This is a genomic window from Desulfatiglans sp. (assembly GCA_012513605.1).
Taxonomy (GTDB): Bacteria; Desulfobacterota; DSM-4660; order Desulfatiglandales; family HGW-15; genus JAAZBV01.
Genome location: JAAZBV010000147.1, coordinates 1 through 24,130 on the forward strand (window position 1 = coordinate 1; position 24,130 = coordinate 24,130).

Genomic DNA, 24,130 nt, shown 5'->3' on the forward strand with positions numbered 1-24,130 from the left:
ATCAGAAAGCCTTTCCATGAGGTTTTCACGGTCTTCATCGTCTTTGAAGATCCTGCGGCGTTCTATCCCCCTGATCATCACATGGTGTAATAAACCTGGTGTATCTAGTCTGGCTATTCTTGGCATGGCCACACTTTTACTGAAAATCTAACCAATGTCAAGCAATTTTAATTTTAATGGTCGTCCCCTTATCCCAGATTACAGAGAAGCATAATATTATTGTTCTTGGAGCTACCGGAGCCGGGAAATCCTATATTGCATGTGCTTTAGGTATGGAGGCATGTAAACATTACTATACTGTTAAATATATCCGCCTTCCTGAGTTGCTTGCTGAGCTGGCCATCGCCAGGGGTGAAGGCTGTTTTAATAAGGTCATTAATCAGTACAAAAAATACAGTCTTCTGATATTGGATGAATGGATGCTGGTGTCATTAACCGAAATCGAGGCAAGGGACCTGCTGGAAATAGTTCACTCACGACATAAATATGCATCTACTATTTTCTGTTCTCAGTTTGCCCCTGCTGGCTGGCACAAGAAAATATCAGAGTCAACTTTAGCTGATGCCATTCTTGATCGGATTGTTCATGATTCTTACACTATTGAAATACAGTACATAGACAAAGATAATGACAAATCAATGAGGGAGGTTTATGGCATTAAACAAAAAAAGAAAATATAAGTAATCATTTAATCTGGTTCCTAACAGGAACCATTGGAACCCCCTGCCCGGATTCATTGGAACCAACACCCCGGACAGGGTGGATTTTTTTGCCGGTATATCCAATTTGACCCCTTTTCAACACTTGACCTTGAACCGGATATAAGCGAGGCAGGGTTTCCTTTCTGACGCGCTGCCATGACCACACTGGGTTTAACACCTTTCACGACACCACTAATAAAACAGAATGCCCCTGTTATGATTCCAGTTTCTTTAAATTATCATAATTATTTTGTGCTGCTTTATTCGCTGGGTCTTTATTATATGCATCAAGATAATCTTTTTTTGCCTTTTCATTATCTCCGGTTACATTATATATAAATCCCCTCATGTTTAATAAGGCAGATGCTTCTTTAGCAGTGGGGTTATTTTTAAGCCCCTCACTGCAATCGTCAATAGCCTTCTGGTACGACTTTTCCTTGAGACGGGTAAATGCCAGTAACAGATAATTATTGGCCCTCTTCTTAATACTGTTTGCTGTGTTTACAGCATTAATTGCCTTTGCATAATCCTTTCCATCGTAATATACCCGACCAAGCAGCAGGTATGAATCATCATTCCGGTTATTTATCTCAATGGATTTTTCAGCCCAGCCTTTAACTTTGCCTGATCCCTCTTTTTTTAACACTGCATCACCAACTTTAAAAAGGGCCTCGGACAGATCTTTAGATACCCCAGTGTTTAAGCTGCTTTTTACTTTTATGGCATTTTCATAGGCCGTAAGTATTTTCTTACCTGCATTCGAAAGGTCTCCTTTCTCAAGATATGCCTTTCCTTCCGAAATAAGGACAGTCAATGATGCATCTGTTATTTTTTCCTGGGCCATAGCAACCCCGGTGAATCCAAACACTAAAATACAAAAAATCGTTATCAATTTATCTTTTCTGATTGCAGGCATAATCTGTTTCCTCTCTTATTGATGATGATCATCATGGTTTATAACATAAAATTAAATGCTCTAAATCCTTGTTACTGCTAACGCTGCTCGTTTCTTAGTTTCATATGGACATTATTCACTGATCAATCTCTCTAACAAGCCGAAAGCCAATAGCAAAGATCTTATAATCTGGCGATTCTTGTCTTCGAAATGCAGAACGACACTGACCAGCATGTGATCCATAGTTCCCTCCGCGAACAACCTTGTTTTTTCCAGAGCTTGGTCCTGTGGGGTCAACAACATGAGTTGATGGATAACGACCATACTCGTCATTAACCCATTCACTCACATTACCGTGCATATCGTACAGTCCCCATGCGTTAGGCTTTAAGCTGGCTACAGGTAATGGGGTTCCATGATAAACACCGAATGAACAGTTAAATAAAGAATCATCGAGTGAGGAATTATTTTCACTATCAGGAGAAAAATTTTCATAAGCACCATAAATACAATTATCTGTATTAAAGGCCGTTGTAGTTCCTGCCCTGACAGCATATTCCCATTCTGCCTCAGTAGGAAGGCGGTAGATTCCCTCTCCACGTTTATTCAATTTATTAATAAAAGTTTGAATATCATTCCATGAAACGGTTTCAACAGGACAGTCATTTCCACACTCTTTATAAGAAGAGGGATTACTTTTAATTATAGCCTTCCACTGCCCCTGAGTTACCTCCGTTGTCTGCATGTAAAATTGTTTTGTCAAGGTTACCTTGTGGAGGATCTCATCTTCATTTCTTTCAAGCTCATCCATCTTGCTTCCCATAATGAAAGTTCCTGCAGGAATTTCATTAAAAACCATACCTAAAGAGTTAGTGAATGATCCTCCTTTTACATGCAATGGAACTGCTGAATTTTTTTTAGCAAAAATACAGCCTGCTGTGCAAACCAAAAGGAAAGGGATAATAAATATAATTACCGAATAAATTTTATTTTTTATTTTTTCCATTTTATACTTCCCCAAGAGGCAATTCCCATTTCAAGTTATTTCAAAAAGTTAATAATATTATTATGTGAGTAGATTTAAAACTCCAAATAATAATTAATTTACGAAAAATAACAACATATTGTCGATTACTATTATAATAATTTCGTGCATTAAGATAACCATCTATTCGCTCATCTGATGAAACAGTTTCATTTTCTTCTTTTGGTTTATCGCCAAAATCCATTATAATAATTCCACGCATTATTATAACCGGCTATTCGCCGATCTGATAAAATAGAATCACTTTCTCCAGTTCTTTGGTCAACACCTGGCAGTCTATCTCTTCCACCATAATTAACCTGATCTAGATACGAATTTTCCATCGTGAAAATATCAGCATGGTTAGCCATATAACCAGTTTGAAAATATTGCACAATAGAAAGAGCTTCACAACATTCATGCATCAATAACCTATGAAGATTAAACCTACTTATTCCACCTCTTTTATCCGATATATAATCATGGCCTAATGAATTTGGATTAAGCATTATCATTCTTTCCCGATAGTTCAAATGAGTCTCTCTTCTAGTGAGTTCAACACCTTTCATATCCAATACACTGCGAATCCATGGAAAATCATTGACAAGTTTAGTAAATGCTTCATTTGCTCTTCCTAAAACTCTTAAATCACTTCTACTTGGACCTCTCGCTCCATCCCCATTACCAAATTCCACATTTCCGCCAAGTGTTTGATTAAGACTAGACATAGCCGCACGAATCGGAGACCAAACATAAGTATAGTAAGGATCAACAACCTCCCGTGATGTTTCATTGAACCCCTTTCTAAACTCATCTAGTTTTGGCCCAGGTATCGCAACATGACCACTAGGGTCAACATAGTTCAAGGGGTTATTCATGCAATAAGAGTATCTGTTAAGTGATTGGGGGTTATAGGGCGACTGTGCTATTGTATCCGCTGATATAAACCGCCCAATCACCGGGTCATACATCCTGGCATCATAATTATACAACCCACTTTCATTGTCAAGTTCCTGGTCTGTATACTTGTAATCAGATGCGTTTGCCCCTGAATGGCTCCTCTGAACACCAAATGGCATATATTCGGTTGTCTCAGTATCCGCTCCTGTACTATCTGTAATAGCAGTGGAGCTGCCAAGGTGATCCTTATGGAATATTTTAGAATTATTTATATTTGTACCTTCTATACTGGCAACCCTCATGTTTCCTGCAAATACATACTTTGTTGCCACCCCATTCTTTATCTCATAATCATTGCTTACATAATAGGTGGTTGTTCCTCCTGCCACCTTTTTAGCCCTTGCACCATTACCATCATATGTAAGGGTTGTTGTAACAGTACCGTTACGCGATACTGTAAGCGGCATATTATCCGCATTCCATGTAAGGCTTCTTGTAGCAATACTGGCAGGGTTTGTAAAATCATACCCACTTGTCATATTACCATTGGCATCATAGGAAAAGGCATAAGGCGTACCATTATAACTAATGGAACTTACCGCATTTATATGGTCAGGGTCATTATAGGTAAAAATCAATGCCTCATAAGTTGTTGGTGGTAAATAATCACCTGTAACATCTTCTGATAATAATCTGTGCAGGTTGTCATACTCATATGTGTATGTAACCGGTGTGGGGCCACTATAATCAGTAATAGTTAATAAATCCCCTGCGTCTGAGTAGTCATATGACTTATGCTGGATATCTCCACTTTGTCCTGTAGTTAAAAGATCCATCAATCTTGTTGTTTGCAGATCATATGTATAGACAGTTTCTGTATCATTATATGCATGATATATCCTGCCTATTTTACCTGTGGGTTCATACTCTGTACATTTGGCATATTCCTTAATAGTAACATCGTCAAATGTACCTTTAACTGTATTAAGAAGATTGGTTCCCGGGTAATAGGTATTACGCACCTCAAGACCATCCGGATGGGTGATATTTAAAACCTTGCCTGAAAGATCATAATCAGTTTCTGTTGTTCGGGGCTGATCACCTGTAATTGTTTTTGTTACACTTACAACCCTGCCCATTTCATCATATTCATTGAATGTGGTGGTTACATTTGAATTTGTGACACTGTAAAGCTGCCCCTTGCCATTAATTGCATTATCATAGGTATATGTAACTGTCGGGTTATTTTCTGAAGGTGTATAGGTTTTTTGTGAAACCCTGTTTAAAAGCTCATAGGTAAATGTTATCACCTGCGATTTAGCATCTGTTTGTGTGGAAAGATTGCCGTTTTCATCATAGGTGTAGGTCCAATACCCCATATCTGGGTCATCCATGGTAAGCTTAAGACCCCTTGCATCATAGGTGATAAGGGTGGAGTACCCTAATGCATTTTCCACCTCCAGCATGTCACTCGCTGCATTATACCAGTAAAATGTACTCTGATTGCCTAAATCTGCATGCTCTATTACCTCAAATATCCTTCCCAAATGATCACGCCTTTCTGTCTTTTGTTTATTATCCGGGTCTGTGATAACTGTAGTAAAGTAGTTTGGATAGTTGTAATCAATAATTGCCGGATCGGTTGATACACCGGAAGGGCTCTCTATATAGTCAACCCTGCCCATTTTGTCATAATAGGTTTTTTCATAATAGCGTGAATTCTCAGCTTCTCCATTAAAAAACGGCCCGTAAGCCTCACTCTTACGGCCCATATTATCATAGTGTGTTGTTGTAAATATCCTGCGGATTTGAGGAGGCTCCTGGTCATCAATGCCATCTGTAGCAACCTTTATTGTCCTCCCCAGCCCGTCATAATATTCTTCTTTTGCAACATATGAACCGGAACCAATACTCCCTGATTCCAGTACTTTTGTGGTTATGTAGCGGGGAAAGTTAGTTCCATCAAAATGAGTATAATCAGTAGCACTGTATCCAACCATATTATCAGAGGCATTTGTATTTGTGATAGAAATATTCCTGCCAAAATCATCATAAGAATAAAAGGTTTTATTGCCGTTGGGGTCAGTTACGAGATGTTCCTTGCCAAACCTGTAATTCCATGTTTTAGTTGTAACATGGTTTTTTGGATTTGTTATAGTCACAGGAAAGGTAAAAGTTGTGTCATATGCTATTGTTGTCGGAGGATGTTCAAGAGCATCTACTTCAGAAATGACATTACCATAAGCATCATACCCATAATCTATTGAATTATATGCAAGACTTGAAGTGCGCCAGAACGTCTTGCTGGTCATGTTGCCTTTATTGTCATAATTATAAGTCATCTTTCTGGCTAAACCGGTCGTAGAGCCTGTAATAGTTTCCTGTTTAAGCCGCCACGTCCATGAAGTTGAAGGGTATTTGTCATAAGTGTAAGATTGAGTAACCTGTTCAATAGCCTGACCGTTCGCATTTGTACCTGATTTAACAACAGTAACAGGGAACCCGTTGGTGTCGTTATATCCATAGGCCTCCGCTGTACTATAAGCAGAATTATTTTCATATGTAGTCAATTTGCTAGCCAGTTTTACAAATGCCCAGGTAGTTGGATTGGTAGGATATGTACTCCAGTTATTATTTGTTATCATAAGAGTAGTACCCAGAGAAGCATCTTTCATTACTTCTGTAAGTGGACGTCCTTTTTTAAACTTATTGGTTATCTCATAGGTTGTCTCTATAGTTGTATTATCAGGGTTGGTCTGTTTTACATAACCAAAACCCCTGGACTCCCTATCTGCATAATCATAATAGCCATTTGCATAATCGTATGTGGTAACAACCGGTATGTCTATGTTGTTATTGATATCATCAATTATTCCATCATAAGCCTCAATAGTTTTTACAGGGTGTAAGATAAACGGCATCCTGTTGTTGAGAAGCCCTGATGAGTTACCATAGGTTAAGTCTATACTGCCGCCAAGTGGATTTGTTATTGATTCGAGACCATCACCTGCAATTTCCCCATTGGCAAGTGCGCAACTGAGATTATATGGGTTACTATAATGGGCCATTTCACAAGAATCTGACCGGCCGTCACCATTGATATCAGCCATAAAAGATTCACCGCTAATACCTTGAACGTAAACCGGACTTGAAAATGTACCATCCCCATCAGATTTATAAATATAATTAGTCACAATTAAATCATCCATCCCATCGTCATTTATATCTGCAAGGGCGGGCTTGCTCATGATATTAGCTGCTTCGTAAGTCATTCCAGTACCGGTTGATAAGGCAACCGCTAACGGAAGAGTATAAGGAAAATTAATCCTGTATACAACATCCGCAAGACCATCACCATTTATGTCGCCTATTGTTTCTTCACCAATCCAAAAATTAGGATACTCTATTTGATTTACAATATCATCACGTATTGTATAGTATGTATCAAATGAACCATTTCCATTTGCATTTGCATACCATATCATAAGTTTATAGCCCCGGTGTGAGGGTAGCGTTAGATACTCAGTAAAGGTAAAAATATCTGCCTTGCCATCGCCATTAAAGTCTGCCATGTGTATTTTTGTGCTTGCAACTTCATAGGTACCCGACCCGACACCAAGTTGGTGTTGAACCTTTGTAGGGAAACTACCGGAGCCATTTGATATTGCGGTATATACAGTTCCATCTGAATTAAACATAATCAGGTCTGTTTTCCCATCTCCATTAAGGTCAGCAAGGCTGTTACTGAAGTTATTCACTCCATCAGAGGTGATTTTGTCTGCAAATGTTAAACTTGTCGCAGTGCTGGTTGACAGATATACATGAACCTTGGAATTCAGACCGCTACTTACCATATCAGCCTTTCCGTCACCATTTATATCTCCTAATGCAACACTCACTTGTATAGTACCTGTAGAGGTGTTAATTGGGCATGGCTGAAGTTCCATTGGATCTTGTGCTGTAAAACGAACAGTAGAAGAATGGGGATTTGCCAGATACGGGTATACATAGACAGGTTCTTGGCTGCCGCCTAGTGAATATACCTCTATAAAATCCTGAATCCCATCTCCATTAATATCACCAAATACCAGATAATGATTTTGAGTCCTATAGCCTGGTATAGCCTGAGTTGTAGGGCCTGTTGGCGTGAATGTGCCATCTCCGCCATCATAATATGTAAACTCATACGGTGGAAGGGTATCATTTGGGTTATTCGGATTTACTCTCTGTATCTGGGTTAGCCTTGATCTCCCATTTCCAACTGAATATTCATAATCAAGGTTATATTTATACGCTATATCTGAATCTACCTTTACTGTTATTGTACTAAGTCGTTTGGCTGTTGTAACAAGAAATTTTGTTTTATAAGACGTTATTATATCGGTTCTGTCTTCGAGTCCGAACTCTACTATTTTATTTGTAGAAAGGCCGTTTGTATTTCCTGTATAGGATATCTGATATGGATATATCTGCCCTGAGTATGCTGGTGTATAGCTTATAGTCATATAATTGCCATTTGTATCCTCAACCCTGTCGAGGTTCCAGCTATATACATTGCTTCCATTTGCTATCCTGGAGTTCACAGTCTGACCATAGAAATACTTTGTTCCGTCTTTGGCAGTAGCTGTCCAATGATTAGACCCTGTATTATAATAATATTTTATGAAAGCTCCTTCAATTTTAGCCCCATAGTAATTGGTACCCCAGTCACTGCTTCTGGATACCAATTCTGCTCCATCTGCCACAAACTCGCTGCCACTATAATTTAATCCCTTTTTTGTAGAACGACTGATTGAACCCAGGCTAAGGTCCCAGCCCACACCAAGCCAGCCATTCCCATTATAACTTGAGTAATCAAGAGAAATATTCGGCTGGAGGCCATTCCTTCCCGGAGGCACCTCAATAGGGTAACTTAATGTTGCTGCCCCTACCTGGCTTACTGATACAGATTCAGGTTTGGAATATACTCCGCCTGTAGCCTTTTCAGAAGCCCCGCCGGATGTAGAGCTCATCGCGGAGGATTTCATAGCAGTCTCTTCTGATAATTCATCAGTTGACTTTTTTGTATTATCTTTTTTAGCTGATTCGGTTGCTTCTTCTGAATAAACCTCACTATCGGATACATAGCTGCTGTCACTGCTTTCAGACCCTTCTTCCTGTGCAAAACTTGTTTCTATTTGCATTATAATCAAAAGGAAAAGTGATATTGAGATTAAAATAACATTTTTTATTTTTTGACTTAACCGCATTTAAGCTCTCCATTAAAAAGTGTTAATCAGGCAATTTTTATAACTGGTATTTGCATAAACAGGCCATTACTTTACTCTGTTAATGGTTTTGATCCGACCTAGTTCATCATAGGTGTAGGTACTTCCGTTAGGAGGTAATACCACATTTACAGTTACTGTTTTGTATACTGTTGCACCTCCACTTCCTGTAATAGTCATTGTGTATGTAGTATTAGTCAAGGGTGAAACGCTTCTTGACCCGCTTGTTGCCACCGCTCCAATCCCCTGATCTATGCTTACCGATGCCGCATTTGTTGTATTCCAGGTTAAGGTACTTGAAGACCCGGCTTGTATTGAGCTTGGATTCGCTGTAAACGTCCCGGTTGGCGGAGGAATGACCGTTACAGTAACTGTTTTAGGAGTGGCTTCCCCTCCAGGCCCCGTAACGGATAATGTATATGTAGTAGTAGCTGTTGGTGTAACAGTTCTCGTACCATTTGCTGCTACAGCACCAATCCCCTGGTTTATACTTATTGATGTGGCATTGGTGGTGCTCCATGATAAAGTACTTGATGAACCCAAATTAATGGCTGCAGGACTGGCTGTGAAGGTTGAAGTCGGGACAACATTTACTGTTACTGTTCGGGTTATTGTACCCCCTGCCCCTGTAACTGTCATTGTATATGTTGTATTGATTGATGGCGAGACGCCTATAGAACCATTCAGGGCTGTACTCCCTATTGCAGGATTAAAACTTACTGATGTTGCATTCACGGTGCTCCAGTTTAAAGTGCTTGTTCCGTTGGGATTAATAGTTGATGGATTCGCTGTAAATGCAGCGTGTGGCACTATGTTGATTGTTACAGACTGTGTTGTTGTCCCACCTGCCCCGATAGCTGTTATTGTATATGTAGTATTCGATGTTGGTGAAACAGAAATTGAGCCGTTTGTTGCTACATACCCAATTCCCTGGTTTATACTTATTGATGTGGCATTGGTGGTGCTCCATGATAAAGTACTTGATGAACCATAATTGATTATTGCAGGGCTTGCAGTGAAGCTTATTATTGGAACTATATTGACTATTGCTGTTTGCGATACTGTTCCACCTGGTCCGGTAACAGTCATTGTATATATCGTATTGGTTGATGGGGAGACCACTATAGAACCATTCAGAGCAGTGCTACCAATCGCGGGATTAAAGCTGACTGAAGTAGCATTCGTGGAAGCCCATGTAAGGGTGCTTGATCCTCCCTGATTTATCGTCGCAGGGTTTGCTGTAAATGTGGCAGTTGGGACAATATTTACTGTTGCTGTTTTGGTTATTGTACACCCCGGCCCTGTAACTGTCATGGTATATGTTGTATTTGCTGTAGGAGATACACTTTTTGTACCACTCAATGCAGTGCTACCAATCGCGGGATTAAAGCTGACTGAAGTGGCATTCGTGGTAGCCCATGTAAGGGTGCTTGATCCTCCCTGATTTATCGTCGCAGGGCTTGCTGTAAATGTGGCAGTTGGGACAATATTTACTGTTGCTGTTTTGGTTATCGTACCCCCCGGCCCTGTAACTGTCATGGTATATGTTGTATTTGTTGAAGGAGAGACCCCTATAGAGCCACTCAGAGCTGTGCTGCCAATCGCGGGGCTAAAGCTTACCGCTGTGGCATTGGTTGTACTCCAGCTTAAGGTACTTGTCCCCCCAAGACTGATGGGATTCGGACTCGCAGTAAATGTGGCAGTTGGAGGTGCTATATTTACTGTTGCTGTTCTTGTAGTGTTACCACCTATCCCTGTAGCAGTTAGAGTATATGTAGTATTAGTTGAAGGTGATACTGCTATTGACCCGCTCAGTGCAGTACTTCCTATTGCAGGGCTGAAACTTACAGATGAGGCCTCACTGGCATTCCATGTGAGGGTACTTGATGCTCCAAGATTGATTATTGCCGGACTTGCAGTAAAAGTTGCCGGAGGGGGATCAGGAGCATATAATTCAAATTCGGAAACAATGAACTGGTAAATTGGTGCTTCATAATATTCCCAGGGCATCCATGGTATGGGTACCCATTGCGTCCCAACTACATAACCTACTGATGAAATCTTGTAGTATAAATATGGTGTTGTATTACTCGACACATTAGGTATATTAGTCCAGGCAGAACCATTGTTACTCCCTTGTAAAGTCCATGCTGCATTTGCCCCTAAAATTGTACACTGTTGGACTATCTTTGCAGCAGGCAACTGATATATCAGATATTGGGTTGGCGGAGAGTTAGGATATTCGATAAGTACCGCAGCCGATTTCCATTTTGTGCTTGTATTGGAATCAAAGGCCTTGGATGGTGCATAGGTTGAGGATTCCGATGAACTGGCACTTGCAGTTCCATTTGTCAACTTAGTGTATGTTAATGCAAAGGCTGTTTGAGTTATTCCTATAATTATAAACAAAGGAATAAAAAACATGAGGGTTAGCTGTAACAAAACATTTTTCTTCATTATTCGCCTCCGGTTTAGTAAATAACTGCCAAATTTCAAAATAATTCAAAATCTTAAAACATGAATCGTAATGAGCAACGATTTTAATTCACTAAAAAACAAAAGCCGTAAAACAAATAAGACAAAAACTACGATAAGAAAAAAGACTGTAGCACACCTATGATTACCTTGAATACTGTCGGGTAATAAGTGGGCCATTCTTAATTAATATGTAAATCCAAATCAGGAATACTTAAATAGTGCTGTTGGCTGATTAAGTATTGAGGCGGAATATAGAAGGCATATAAATTATTGTCAATCAGATTTTTCCTGTTTTTGTATTTTGGTATACATTAAATCGTTTTGAATTGAATCTGAAATAAGTTCTGAGTCAATTAGCTTTTATTTTTCTGGTTATCTATTCAGCCTCTGCTAACCACATTTCATATTCTTTCATATTGTTTTATAGCAATTACAGACGAACGAAATTTGGTCAGAGAAGTTGAAGTTGGTATAGGCATTTCGCAAATGACAAAATATATATAATTTTTTCAAGTTAGCCTCTTTATAACTATTCCATTAACCACAGTTTGAAAAGTAAGATAATGCTTTTGCATTCATCCATAACATTTTTTAGATTTCTTCTTGACTTTTATCTGCCCTTAAATAATCTTGGAACCTGTCTTATTTCCATCTATAAAACTTTAAAACGAGGTTACTTTATATCCGTCTGGAAAAATGCATATTTTTCAGGCAGATTCTTTTTTACAGGCAATAACAAATAAGACCCGGAGGTAAATCATGTCCCAACAAGTATTATTCGCTATTCCCAATGTTACCACACCCAATCAGCCGGTAATATTCAACGCGGAAAGGTGCAACGGCTGCAACCACTGTGTGGAGGTATGCCCTATTGATGTTTACATCCCCAACCCTGTAAAGGGGAAGCCGCCCATTATCCTGCATCAGGATGAATGCTGGTACTGCGGCTGCTGCGCAAATGACTGCCCGAGACCAGGCGCAATAAAATTCAACTGGCCTCTTCAGTCACGCGCTTACTGGAAGAACAAAAAAACCGGCGAAATTGGTCAAATATAAGGAGGGATTACCATGACAAACTGGCACGATTATTTAAAAGCTAATAGCACACCACCAACCTGGCCCTACCCTGTCCGCTTTGAAAATGAGGTAGAGGTAGAGACAGATATACTGGTAATAGGCGGAGGCATCGCAGGATGCTGGGCAGCAATAAGCGCTGCAAGACAGGGGCTAAAGGTTACACTTGTTGAAAAGGGTGACACTATTAGGAGCGGCGCAGGCGGGCCTGGTTGTGACCACTGGTGCTGTGTACCTGCAAACCCATTATCACGCGTCAGCCCTGATGACTGGGCCATCCATATGGCTGACCGCCCCTACCCTAACGGTATCGGTATACAGATCCAGTGCCGCGAGGATTATGATACACTGCTAGAAATGGAACAGATGGGCGGAAAGATCCGTGACACAAATGATGAATATAAGGGCGCTGAAGGAAGGGATGATAAAACCAAGTTCATGATCTCTCCACGTTACGGCACCATACACAGCTACATGCCTGACCCCAACATGGGCACACCGGGGTTTAATCCGCCTGAAAAGCGGAATAATGTTGTTATCCGCGTATGGGGCTCCACATTTAAACCGGCCCTTAAAAAAGAGTGCAAAAGACTGGGAGTACAGATATTTGACAGGGTCATGGGCACGAGCCTTCTGACTGAAAATGGGGTACAGGGCGATCGAGTTATCGGCGCAACAGGGCTTAATAACCGTACCGGTGAGTTCATGATATTCAAATCAAAGTCAACCATTGTATCAACAGCAGGCGGAGGCTCTGTGTGGCTTATGAACAGTGAGCTGTGCGGTATGTCTACCATGATGAACAGGGCCTCATCCAGCGACGGGCTTATCATGGGATGGAAGGCCGGGGCTGAACTGGTGGATATGGAGGCCACAGGCCCGATCGGCATTGCAACCGGTCTTAAACACAAGTGGTATACAGGCGCAGGCGATGCAAGCTATGAAAATGTGCCCCTTGTGGATGCCAATGGTAAAAGGGTTCCACTCCCCATTCAGGGCTGGGAAGATGCAGGCGCCATGATCCTCACACCTGAAGGGGATAGGAAGATCAAGGAGGCAATATTGAAGGGTGAGTATGAGCTGCCCTTTTATGGTGACTGGCCCTCAATGTCTGATGTGGAAAGACGCGCTACATGGAACCTAATGCTTGGAGAGGAGTCCACAACAAAGGTGATTATCGATACCTTTAACCAGGCAGGGTTTGACGGGAGCAAAGACCTGCAGCAGAGTTATAAATTCCTGGAAGGCCAGACCATGCCACAGTGGCGTCAGCCCGGAATGGGAGGCCTGCTGGTTGACTGGAACCTTAAGAGTTCGCTTGACGGGCTTTATGTAGCAGGCAACACCATGTTTTCATCAGAAGACCACAGTTACTGCGCTGCAACAGGGAGATACGCGGGAAGGAAGGCAGTCGCATATGCAAAAGAGATAGAACAGGGCAAGGTTTCACGCGATCAGATAGCAAGAGAAAAGGCAAGGGTATATGCCCCCATTAAACGCTCAGGCGGTATTGAATGGAAAGAGCTTCATGCAGGGCTTGCAAGGGCAATGCAGTATTATGCAAGTGAATTCAAGACAGAAAGGCTCTTCAGGATGGGCTTATGGGCAATTGAAAAGATGGAAAAGGAGGCAGTGCCGCAGCTCTATGCGCTTGATCCTCATAAGCTTATGAGAAGCCTTGAAGACCTGCAATTGATAGAACATGCAAAGATCATACTGAACGCATCTATTGCAAGGAAGGCCAGCAGTGTACCATTGGGCTTTGACAGGATAGATTACCCTGAGGTTGATCCCCCTGAATGGAACAGGTTCTCCACCATTAAGCTTGAAAATGATAGAATAAAGATCGATTACAAGCCGCAGAATTTCTGGGGCAACATGAAGGAGCAGTATGAGAAGCATAACCCCGATTATGAAGGGGTGTATAAAAAATAAGGTTTGAGGTTTGAGGTTTGAGGTTTAAGGTTTAAGGGTTCGAGGTTTAAGGTTATAGGTTATAGGTTAAGAAGAATACAGGGGGCAAGGGTTCAAGATTCAAGGTTGAAAATTGTGAATTGTGAATTGTGAGTTAAGGGGTTTTAAAATTATTTTACTCGAACCCTGGACCCCTGGAACCCTTGAACCCTGATTATTTCAAATCTCAAATTTCCAATTTCAAATCTTTTCCTTTCCCTTATCTCCATTTTTCTAGTATTGTGCCAGCCACAAAAAGTCTGATTAATGTTTAACAAGAAGTGAATTATATGGAAGAAAACAGATTTAATAAAAGTGTGCTCGACACAGACAAAATAGGTCACCTTCTCTTTAAATTATCCATGCCGGTCTTTTTCGGCATGTTTGTACATTCACTCTATAATGTAATAAGCGCTATTTTTATAGGCAGATATGTTGGCCATCTGGGCATGGCAGCCCTCTCCATTGCATTTCCGCTTCAGATGATAGGTTTCGGGCTTGGGACCATGTCAGGCATAGGGGGTATGTCGCTTATCTCCCGGTTTCTCGGGGCAAGGGAGAATGAGCAGGCTGAAAAATCACTTGGTAACGGCATTACACTTGCTGTAATACTGAGCTGCCTTGCCATCATCGGTTTGATGCCATTCCTTAACTTCTGGCTCACCATTATGGGGGCCTCCGAAAATGTCCTGCCCTATGCGCGTGAATACATGATCTATATAATAATAAGCATGATATTCGCAATTATAGGCACCTCACTCATGAACTATACAAGGGCAGAGGGCAACGCAAAGGTAAGCATGGTTGCCATGATAGCAGGGGCTATCATAGATATTATCCTCTGTTATATATTTATAGTGCGAATGCAGATGGGTGTTAAAGGCGCAGGCGTTGCCACAATTATAGCCCAGCTCTTTTCCATGCTGTACCTGTTAAACTATTATAGGTCAGGTAAGAATTATCTCAAGATCAGGGTAGCCAATTTTATCCCGGATATAAAGATCATGAAGGAGATGTCAGCAATAGGCTCCGGCGCATTTATACAGATGTTTGCGAGCAGCCTGGCCGCAATGATACTCTTCAAGATGGCAGCGACCTATGGAGGTGACTATGCACTTGGCGCCTTTGGCATAGCGCAGAGGATACTCATGTTCATAACCATGCCTGGAATGGTCTTAAGCCAGGGGGTCCAGCCAATACTTGGCTTCAACTACGGGGCAAAACGTTTCAGGCTTGTCATAAGGTCCATGAACCTTGCCCTGGTCTGGTCACTGATATTCGGCACAGCGGGTTTTCTTCTCGTTTATTTTACCCCTGAACCGTTTATAAGAATATTCACTGATGACCCTGAACTGATAAAGATGAGCATAGCAACAAACAGATATATGTTCCTGGCCCTTCCGCTGTTAGGGCCGCTCCATATCGGCACCATGATATTCCAGGCAATCGGTAAGGCAAAGCAGGCATTTATTACAGCATTTGGCAGACCGGTAATTTTCCTGATACCATCTGCCCTCTTCTGGACCCATCTGTTCAGGCTCAAAGGGGTATGGCTTGCATTCCCTTCATCTGATGTTCTGACATTTTTTCTAGTCGGAATTCTTATGCTGCCCATACTTACAGAATTTAGAAAAGGGATTACTCAGAATGAAATACCCCAAACCTTACAGTAAATTTTTCCAGATTATTGATCCGGTTTTTTATTGAAGTATATGGGTAGTTTATATTATACGGTCTACGGTATGAGGTTTAAGGTATGTGGTTTGTGGTTTAAGGCTTGAGGAAAAACATATGACGCAGTTTGGATATGCAGGTAATATCCTTAAAGTTGACCTGACAAACAGAAATATAACAAGGCTTGATACAGCAGGGTATTCAGACAGATTTATTGGCGGCAGGGGTATTGCTGCAAAACTTTTCTGGGACTTTGTTCCGCCTGAAACAAAGGCATTTGATCCTGAAAACTGCCTGATCTGCGCCACAGGCCCTGTTGCAGGTTTTACAGGGTTCGCCGGCTCAAGATGGCAAATCTGCGGTAAATCACCCCAGGGAGACAGGGAGACATTTTCCTATTCCAACCTGGGAGGCAGATGGGGTGTCATGCTGAAATACGCAGGATACGACGGCCTTATCATACAGGGGAAAGCTGATAAACCGGTCTACATCGTAATCAAGGATGATTCAGTAGAGATAAAGGATGCCTCGCGCTTCTGGGGAATGTCAGCCTTTCATGCTACTGATGCGCTCAAGGCTGAACATGGAAAGGATTTCAGCATCCTTACAATAGGTAAGGCAGCAGAAAATCTCGTAGTCTTTGCCACTGTACTTGCGGAAGACCGCTCTTCAGGCTCCGCTGGCCTTGGGGCCGTGATGGGTTCAAAACTGCTTAAGGCCGTTATCGTTGCAGGTGATAAAAGACCTGTAGCAGCCAATCCTGATAAGTTAAAAATCCTGGCAAGACAAATCCGTGAAATTCACAAAACAGCAGATCATGATGAAGGGATGTGGAAGATAAATGACTCCTTTAAAAAGCATATCTGTTACGGATGCGGTGTTGGATGTGGTCGTTATGTATACCCTTATTTTAATGGCAGTAAATATAAATCCCTTTGCCAGGCAATGATGTTTTATTTTAAACCCGTAATGGAATATAACAAAGGAAAGGACAACAGTGAGACACGAATGCTCGCCTCCAGGCTCTGCGACGATTACGGGCTTGATACATCTGTTATGCATGGCATGGTTGACTGGCTCTCATACTGCTACAAGGATGGAACCCTCACAGAAGAAGAGGCCGGCCTTCCCCTTTCAAAGATGGGGACACCCGAATTCATAGAAATCCTTACAGCAAAGATTGCCTCAAGAGAAGGTTTCGGTGACCTCCTTGCTAAAGGCACCATAGAGGCCGCAGAGGCCATAGGCGAGTCTGCAAAAAAACATCTAGGGTATTGCGTTGCTACCAGGAACAGTGAAACAAAGGATTATGACCCGCGTCTCATACCTGCAAACGCTCTCATATATGCAACTGAGCCGAGAAGACCTATCCAGACACTGCATGAGCCTGTATCATATCTTTTCAAATGGGTAGCATGGGCGAGAAAGATGGAGAATGCCTTTTTTTCGAGCGAAGTCTTTAGAAAATTTGCAAAACGTATCTGGGGAAGTGAAATTGCTGCCGATTTTACCACAATGGAAGGAAAGGCGCTTGCATCAAAAAAGGCCATTGACAGGGCCTATGTAAAGGAAAGCCTTATACTGTGTGACCTGAGCTGGATGGCAATATGGCAGGACTACTTTACCAGAAACATGGATGAACCTGCCCTTGAATGGCAGATATATTCCGCTGTAACAGGCAGAGAGGTTGATGAGGACGGCTTGAACCGGCTTGGTGAAAGAAATATCAACATGCAGAGGGCCATTCATTTAAAACACGGGTGGAAGGGAAGGACAGATGATCAGATGATGGATTACTATTTTACCCAGCCCCTTAAAAAATGGGAGCTCTTCTGCGATCCTGAGTGCATAATACCGGGTAAAAATGATGAAATAGTATGCGTTGAGGGCAGTGTATTTGACAGGAATGCATTTGAAAAATTGAAAGATGAGTATTATGAATTACGTGGCTGGGATGTGGAAACAGGTCTATTAAAGGAGTCAACCCTTAAGGGTTTTGATATGGCGGATATTGCAGAGGAGCTTGGCAAGCTGGGATTGTTAAAATAGTAAGAAGGTCATTATTTCAAAAATATGAACGCCCAACATCGAACGTCGAACTTTCAACTTCCAATGAAAAATCTAAAGCAAAAAAAAGACAATGCGTTCTGTCTTCAAATGAACTTTGGATGTTGAGCGTTGGACGTTCATATTTTGTGAAATTCAAATAATATACAAAATGATAAGCTTCCAACTTTCTTTTATCCTGGATCTTGAATCTTCAATTTTGAATCTTGAATTTTTAATCTTGTTTCTATTTCTCTGCGTTTATTTCAAGGTCTGCATTTTTTACACATAAAGGGAACGGATCCATTATAGATAGTCCCCCGTCAACAGGAATAACCGTCCCTGTAACATATGTTGAATCATCACTGGCAAAAAATGCGCAGAGCCCGGCTATCCTGTCAGGTGTGCCGGCCTTGCGTGCAGGCACATCATTAAATACCTTTAACATAAGTGTATTAAGGTCAATGCCGTTATCCTTTGCAACCTGTCCGAAGCGCCCTTCTGTCATCTCCGAGAAGATAAAACCGGGGCAGATAACATTGCACCTGATACCATCTCCACCATAATCAAGCGCTGCCTGCATGGTCATCATATTAAGCCCTGCCTTTGATGCACAGTAGGCATTGCCATGAGGTATGGCCCGCAATGATGCAAGTGAAGATATATTTACAATGGAGCCCCCGCCAGCCTTTTGCATATAGGGGATGACTGCCCTCATAAGCATAAATGGTCCAACAAGGTTGATCTCTACTATTCTTCTCCAGTCTTCTATTGATGTGCTGGTTATTGAGCCCTCTGCCCCTGCCCCCGCATTGTTTATAAGCACATTCACAGTACCGCCAAAGTCCACTGCTGTTTTAACAATACGTTCAATGTCTGATGGGTTTGTTACATCACCCGGGCATTTCACAGCAGTGCCCTTTGGTAAAGATTTGATTGTCTCATCAAGCACACTTTCACGACGACCGGTAATACACACTTTAGCGCCCTCTGCAACAAACCTTGCAGCCACCGCAGCGCCGATCCCTGTTCCACCCCCGGTAATTATTGCAGTTTTACCTTTAAGCATCATATCCATAGCACCTCTTTTCTATTATATTGTTTTACAGGATTCTTTGTATAACCGGTAAAATCCTGTTTATCAAGTCTATTAATGATGATCAACTATGCTCAGGCTGTTTAAATCAGGTTGTGCTTTTGATGCAACTGTCATAATATCGATTAAAACTTTTATTATTAAGGATAATGTGATGGAGAGCATCCTCTATATAGATCGAAAAACAGGAAAAGTCCTTCAGGAAATCGTCCCCGGTGAAGGATGGCTTAAATGGCTTTACTACAACCCTTTTGGAAGGCTTACCTTAGAGGGGCTTGTTAAAAGGAGGTTTTTATCAAGATGGTATGGCAGAAAGATGGATAAACCGGCATCAAAGAATAAAATAGGCGGTTTTATTAAAGAGCTTAATATTGATATGAGTGAAGCTCTTCGCCCTCTCCATGATTTTACGACATTTAATGATTTTTTTATCCGCAGGCTAAAACCTGAATCCAGGCCAATAGACAGAGATGTGAATGCAATCGTTTCGCCTGCTGATGGCAAAACCCTGGGGTTTTCAGAAATGGGTGGCCTTGACACATTTTTCGCCAAGGGACACCAGTTTTCCATTGATAAATTATTACAGGATCAATCACTTGGAAAAAGATACTCAGGCGGAACACTGTTGATAATTAGACTTGCCCCTGCGGATTACCACCGCTTTCATTTTCCGGCAAATGGCAGGATCTCAAAATCAACACGAATTAATGGGGCCTATTATTCAGTCTCTCCATATGCGGTAAAAAACAGGATGAAAATATACTGGGAGAACACAAGAGAATACAGTGTGTTAAACACTAATAATGCAGGAAATATCCTTCTTTGTGAAATAGGGGCAACAATGGTTGGTTCTATTATCCAGAGTTATCTCCCTGATACAGAGGTGCTAAAGGGGGATGAAAAGGGATGGTTTTCATTTGGAGGGTCAACTGTTATTGTCCTTTTTGAAAAAGAGAGGGTTAAGGTTGATACAGATATAATAGAAAATACCAGAAAAGGTTATGAAACCACCATCAGGATGGGTGAAAAACTGGCAACACTCCTTTAACCCTGTTTTTTCAATCTTGAATCTTCAATTTTGAATATTGAATTACGACTCATTTCTTTCCGCCTTTAACCTCTCTATCTCTTCCTTTGCCTTGCTTAATTCCTCACTCGTTATTCTTAAACGGTTAGCCAGGATCTGGGAAAAGATCCTGTAGAGGATGCTTGAAAAAACGAATTTGTCTTTGCCCTTTAACCTGTCGAGATATGAGGCATCTGTTGCCATGCAGACTGTCCTGTCAATTGCAATTACTGATGCAGACCGTGGAGAGGCGTCAATTATGCACATTTCACCAAATACATCTCCTGAGCGTTTTAGGATACCCAGACTCTCATCATTCTTGACCACTTTTACCTGTCCGCTGATAAGAAAAAACACACAGGAATCAAAACCTCCCTCTTTCAGAATCGCCTCACCAGGCTCATATTGTCTTAGCTTGCTCATCTCAAGGATGCCCTTAAGGTCTTTCTCAGAAAAATCTTCAAAGCTCTGTATTTTTTTTAATTTTTCAACAAATTTAAGATTGTCTTTTAAAAATTCAGATTCGATCATGATGTATCACCTCTGATAAGGTTACTAATAAGGGTGTACCAATTCTCCCGACCGTGACGAATATTTCAATCAGCATCGGTTTTTTTGATTTATTCTAATGGAAAATTCATCCAACCGCAATATGATTATTTTGCGGCAGGTTTATAATACAAAAACCTATTGAATTTAATTTAGAATAGCTTTATCGTCGGAGTTAATTGTTTTTACAAAGGAACATTAACATGACCCAGGCTGATTTGGTAGACAGTCGAACATGGCTCAAAGCTCTACGCAAATCTGAATGGAGAATTCCGAGTGTCTGATATTGTTATTATTGATACTGACATTTTAATAGATTCCGCCAGAAATATAGATGAAGCGATATTATGTCTCAGGGCAATTACAAATTTATAAAAGACCTTGACCTGCTTCCTTATCCAAATCCATTTATATAAATATTTTTTTCAATATTCTGAGGTTACTGTAATGTAAACGTAGAAATTTTTTTATATTTTCTCTTTTCCAAGATCACAAAGTTTTAGTAATATGAACGCGTTATTTTGGTGAAAATTTTATGTCAAAAGTAAAACAGGTTGTCAATGCAAAACCTGTGCAATTTCAATGCTGCCTGTTTTGAATCCCAGGGCTTGAAGTGTGATGTGAGTTGGTGATGTAGGTAAAGTCGTCTTCTTCACCCCATGATGCTTTACTAATGCTTTACGCAAAAGTTATTTTGATTTTCACGGTCGGCATCTTGTCTAACCTCTATATGTGTAGGCCTGACATCATTCGCCTCTGTTACATTTTGACCTAAATCATCGGAAAAAGGAACTTGAACAGAGACTCATACTGAGAGTCTCTTATGAATTCAGGGTTCTTTTCCGACATTTTTCTCCTTATCTCGTCTGTTCTGCTTTTCCACTTCCCAGTTTTATCTTCTATCTCAACCACCCGTTTATGTCCAAAAAAGTTAAGAACCATTCCGAAATACCACAGTATTTTCTTGTATGAATCATATGCTAGATGTGCGACTTGAATAAGATATTTATGTTCAAAACCTATTACTTTACCATTTTTTGCGCTGAGTAATATAAAAATGGTGCTTTGATATCGCCTATCATGGTATGAAGCAGGTATATTTATGCCCAGTTCTTTGACTTCTCGATATAAAACAGCATATCTGGTATCCATCTCATCAGTTAATTTTTGCGAAGCTTTATCAAGGTCATACCAGAACTGCTCGTAGGCATCTCTTAGATGCTCTATACGTCTCTTTTCCCCACACTGAATTGCTTCTTGACATGCTTTCTTGTAATCGAAAAAATAGACTTGCTGATTTTGAACATCCAGTGTTAACTGATCGAAGCATATAATCTCAGTTTTCCAGTTATCACTAATTCCATTTTCAGAATAGGTGGGGACATGGTAATAGCAGCGCAAGAAAAATCTGCATTTAGCCCTCGATTTTGCAACGGTTTCAGCGTCCACAATAAAAATGTTACTGTTATTGTTATAAAAGAGATCCTGCTGAAACAGTCTAGGATCTTCCAAATCAATGCTCTTAAATATCCAAAATATTAACCCTTTTTCGTTTAGATAGAACTGCTCCCTTTCAACAACAACGTTCAGAAATGTGGTGGAAAGTTGTACCTCAAAGGCTATAGGTATAGCATTATACCATGCCTTAACATCTGGGACTCGCCAAGATTTTGGGTTAATCGTACCTTTCCATCTTTTTTCCATATCTATCGGGCGGGATGAGAATATCGGGTCAGATTCAAGACTATCGATGACCATTGCTTTCATTTCCTTGTGCGGCTGGCCCTCCTTTAGACAGTGGTATTTGAGAGCATTAATCTGATCTTGATTTTTTTCTCCCCTCGTATGGTAAGGGCATCTACCATCTTCTTCAACATGTCGAAAGTAATGGTTTTTTAGCTTTGATGCGATAGGGTAAACCGGTACTGAACAGAGAGCGCATGCAACCAGAGGTTCTCCTCTACAAATAGCTGCTCGCAGCTCTTTTCTGATGATCGAAATATTTCTACAGTCGCGCTCCAAAAAAACTGATGAGGGCACAATTTCACCTGTTCGGAGAACTAGAATCTCCTCGATGAAGGGTTTCTCGACATAGTTCCTCAAGAGATCTTGACTCATAAGATTAACGGGCTTTATTACAGGTAGGGCAGTGTTTTATCGCCCGGTTCTTATAGATGCAGAGGTTGTGCATTTATTAATGACCTTTTAATAGATCAAATAATTCTTGTTCTTTTAGTGTAATTTTGCCATCAATTTTTATGAGTTTTTCAGCTTTTATACATATATATTCAATAACCTTTTCATGCATATATTCAAGCTTTGAAGCTTCATTTATAAAATCATTCTTTGTGACCTTGTGATTAAAAGCATAATTTTCTACAAGATTTTTTTGTTCACCAGTACAATACTGAGAAATAATATTTGAAATAATTTGCTTTTCATCATCAAGGAATTTTCGATCAGCTCTAGCCAAGTATGAAAGGATATGAATGATAATTTGAAGCTCTTCCATTTTTATTGAATTAAAAATACCATATCGGTCAAAAAAGGTATGTGGTTTTGGATGAATTTCTCCAGTGTCTAATTCGATAATCTCTTCAATACGATCTTCACGAAATGTCCTGTGGTTTTCTCTTAAAAAACAAAAACCAGAGAAATATCGGCTATGATCATCACTTCTAAATATTTTATTTACTTCAACTTGTCTATTAGTAACTGTTCCTTGAGCATCTATATACTTCATGCCTATTGGAATACTAATACCAGAAATTAATGTGTTACAACTATCTCGCCAAGTATTGAGCGAATGGGTATCTGGTCCTCTATCAAAAGGCAAATCGACTTTTGAAGGGTAAACATCAGAAATTAACTCTATATCTTTTTCGTCACTATCATCAATATCTTTAGAGTATTTAAAAGGAATAAGATCAGATTTTACTTCTGGCTTTTCACTCCCTAGTGCTTTCAATTTATCAATGATGATCTTGATAACAAACATAATACCTCCGCTTTACTGAAATATCACCCATGAACAACAGGTGAACAACAGGGGTCAGCCCTTGACGGGCTGTTGCCCAAATTGGATTATGACCACAAGTTACTCTTTTAAAAAATTTAGCAATCAATAATTTCAATAAGTTAGTAGAGTAACTTTCTAGCTGAATGAGCACAAAAGCACAATTCAGCGCTTTGGGCAACAGCCCCTTGACATTGGACATATCCCAAACCACTGTACACTGACAAGTAATTACAAATCAAAAACAACTGGATTCCCGCTTGTGCGCATTGGCGTCAAGCTAAAATCTATTGAAATGACAGGATAAATTTTAATGTTAAGGTTTGATCGTACATACAATATATTTTGTTGTCCATATAAAATATCTACTGGAAGAGGATATCAAATATTA

At 40.5% G+C, this 24,130-nt stretch carries 14 protein-coding genes and 1 pseudogene; 6 read left to right on the forward strand and 9 right to left on the reverse strand.

The window, feature by feature from the left end:
* A partial coding sequence (locus tag GX654_19710; protein ID NLD39093.1) for a transposase occupies positions 1-126 on the reverse strand: 126 nt, incomplete at its 3' end.
* Between the two features lie 77 nt (positions 127-203).
* Here GX654_19710 and GX654_19715 point away from each other — a divergent pair.
* Positions 204-680 (forward strand): annotated as a pseudogene (locus GX654_19715) (ATP-binding protein).
* A gap of 235 nt (positions 681-915) precedes the next feature.
* Here GX654_19715 and GX654_19720 read toward each other — a convergent pair.
* The 4 genes from GX654_19720 to GX654_19735 all read right to left on the reverse strand — a co-directional run bounded on the left by GX654_19720 (position 916) and on the right by GX654_19735 (position 11,244).
* Positions 916-1,617, reverse strand: a complete 702-nt coding sequence (locus GX654_19720; GenBank protein ID NLD39094.1) for a hypothetical protein — start codon at positions 1,615-1,617, stop codon at positions 916-918.
* Positions 1,618-1,732: 115 nt separating this feature from the next.
* Entirely contained in the window at positions 1,733-2,602 is an 870-nt protein-coding gene (locus GX654_19725) for a formylglycine-generating enzyme family protein (protein ID NLD39095.1), read from the reverse strand.
* Positions 2,603-2,808: 206 nt separating this feature from the next.
* Entirely contained in the window at positions 2,809-8,769 is a 5,961-nt protein-coding gene (locus tag GX654_19730; protein NLD39096.1) for a hypothetical protein, read from the reverse strand.
* A 66-nt stretch (positions 8,770-8,835) separates the two neighbouring features.
* Positions 8,836-11,244, reverse strand: coding sequence for a hypothetical protein (locus GX654_19735; protein ID NLD39097.1), 2,409 nt, complete (start codon positions 11,242-11,244; stop codon positions 8,836-8,838).
* Between the two features lie 780 nt (positions 11,245-12,024).
* Here GX654_19735 and GX654_19740 point away from each other — a divergent pair.
* The 4 genes from GX654_19740 to GX654_19755 all read left to right on the forward strand — a co-directional run bounded on the left by GX654_19740 (position 12,025) and on the right by GX654_19755 (position 18,015).
* Entirely contained in the window at positions 12,025-12,321 is a 297-nt protein-coding gene (locus GX654_19740) for a ferredoxin family protein (GenBank protein ID NLD39098.1), read from the forward strand.
* 12 nt (positions 12,322-12,333) lie between these two features.
* The gene (locus GX654_19745; GenBank protein NLD39099.1) at positions 12,334-14,274 is read left to right on the forward strand and encodes an FAD-binding protein; all 1,941 of its coding nucleotides are present in this window, start codon (positions 12,334-12,336) and stop codon (positions 14,272-14,274) included.
* Between the two features lie 308 nt (positions 14,275-14,582).
* Positions 14,583-15,965 carry an MATE family efflux transporter gene (locus GX654_19750; GenBank protein NLD39100.1) on the forward strand — a complete coding sequence of 461 codons (1,383 nt, stop codon included), beginning with the start codon at positions 14,583-14,585 and terminating at the stop codon, positions 15,963-15,965.
* Between the two features lie 118 nt (positions 15,966-16,083).
* A complete protein-coding gene (locus GX654_19755; protein ID NLD39101.1) occupies positions 16,084-18,015 on the forward strand; it encodes a hypothetical protein in 1,932 nt (643 codons plus the stop codon).
* Positions 18,016-18,259: 244 nt separating this feature from the next.
* On the opposite strand, the gene GX654_19760 is transcribed toward GX654_19755, so the two are convergent.
* Positions 18,260-19,090: an SDR family oxidoreductase gene (locus GX654_19760; GenBank protein ID NLD39102.1), complete on the reverse strand. Its 831-nt coding sequence runs from the start codon at positions 19,088-19,090 to the stop codon at positions 18,260-18,262.
* 172 nt (positions 19,091-19,262) lie between these two features.
* On the opposite strand from GX654_19760, the gene GX654_19765 reads away from it, so the two are divergent.
* Positions 19,263-20,156, forward strand: coding sequence for a phosphatidylserine decarboxylase (locus GX654_19765; GenBank protein ID NLD39103.1), 894 nt, complete (start codon positions 19,263-19,265; stop codon positions 20,154-20,156).
* A 42-nt stretch (positions 20,157-20,198) separates the two neighbouring features.
* Here GX654_19765 and GX654_19770 read toward each other — a convergent pair whose 3' ends face one another.
* The 3 genes from GX654_19770 to GX654_19780 all read right to left on the reverse strand — a co-directional run bounded on the left by GX654_19770 (position 20,199) and on the right by GX654_19780 (position 23,721).
* Positions 20,199-20,705 carry a cyclic nucleotide-binding domain-containing protein gene (locus GX654_19770; protein NLD39104.1) on the reverse strand — a complete coding sequence of 169 codons (507 nt, stop codon included), beginning with the start codon at positions 20,703-20,705 and terminating at the stop codon, positions 20,199-20,201.
* Positions 20,706-21,494: 789 nt separating this feature from the next.
* A complete protein-coding gene (locus GX654_19775) occupies positions 21,495-22,826 on the reverse strand; it encodes a hypothetical protein (protein ID NLD39105.1) in 1,332 nt (443 codons plus the stop codon).
* Positions 22,827-22,917: 91 nt separating this feature from the next.
* Positions 22,918-23,721 (reverse strand): hypothetical protein, encoded by an 804-nt coding sequence (locus tag GX654_19780; protein NLD39106.1) that lies wholly within the window; start codon positions 23,719-23,721, stop codon positions 22,918-22,920.
* Between the last annotated feature and the right edge of the window lie 409 nt (positions 23,722-24,130).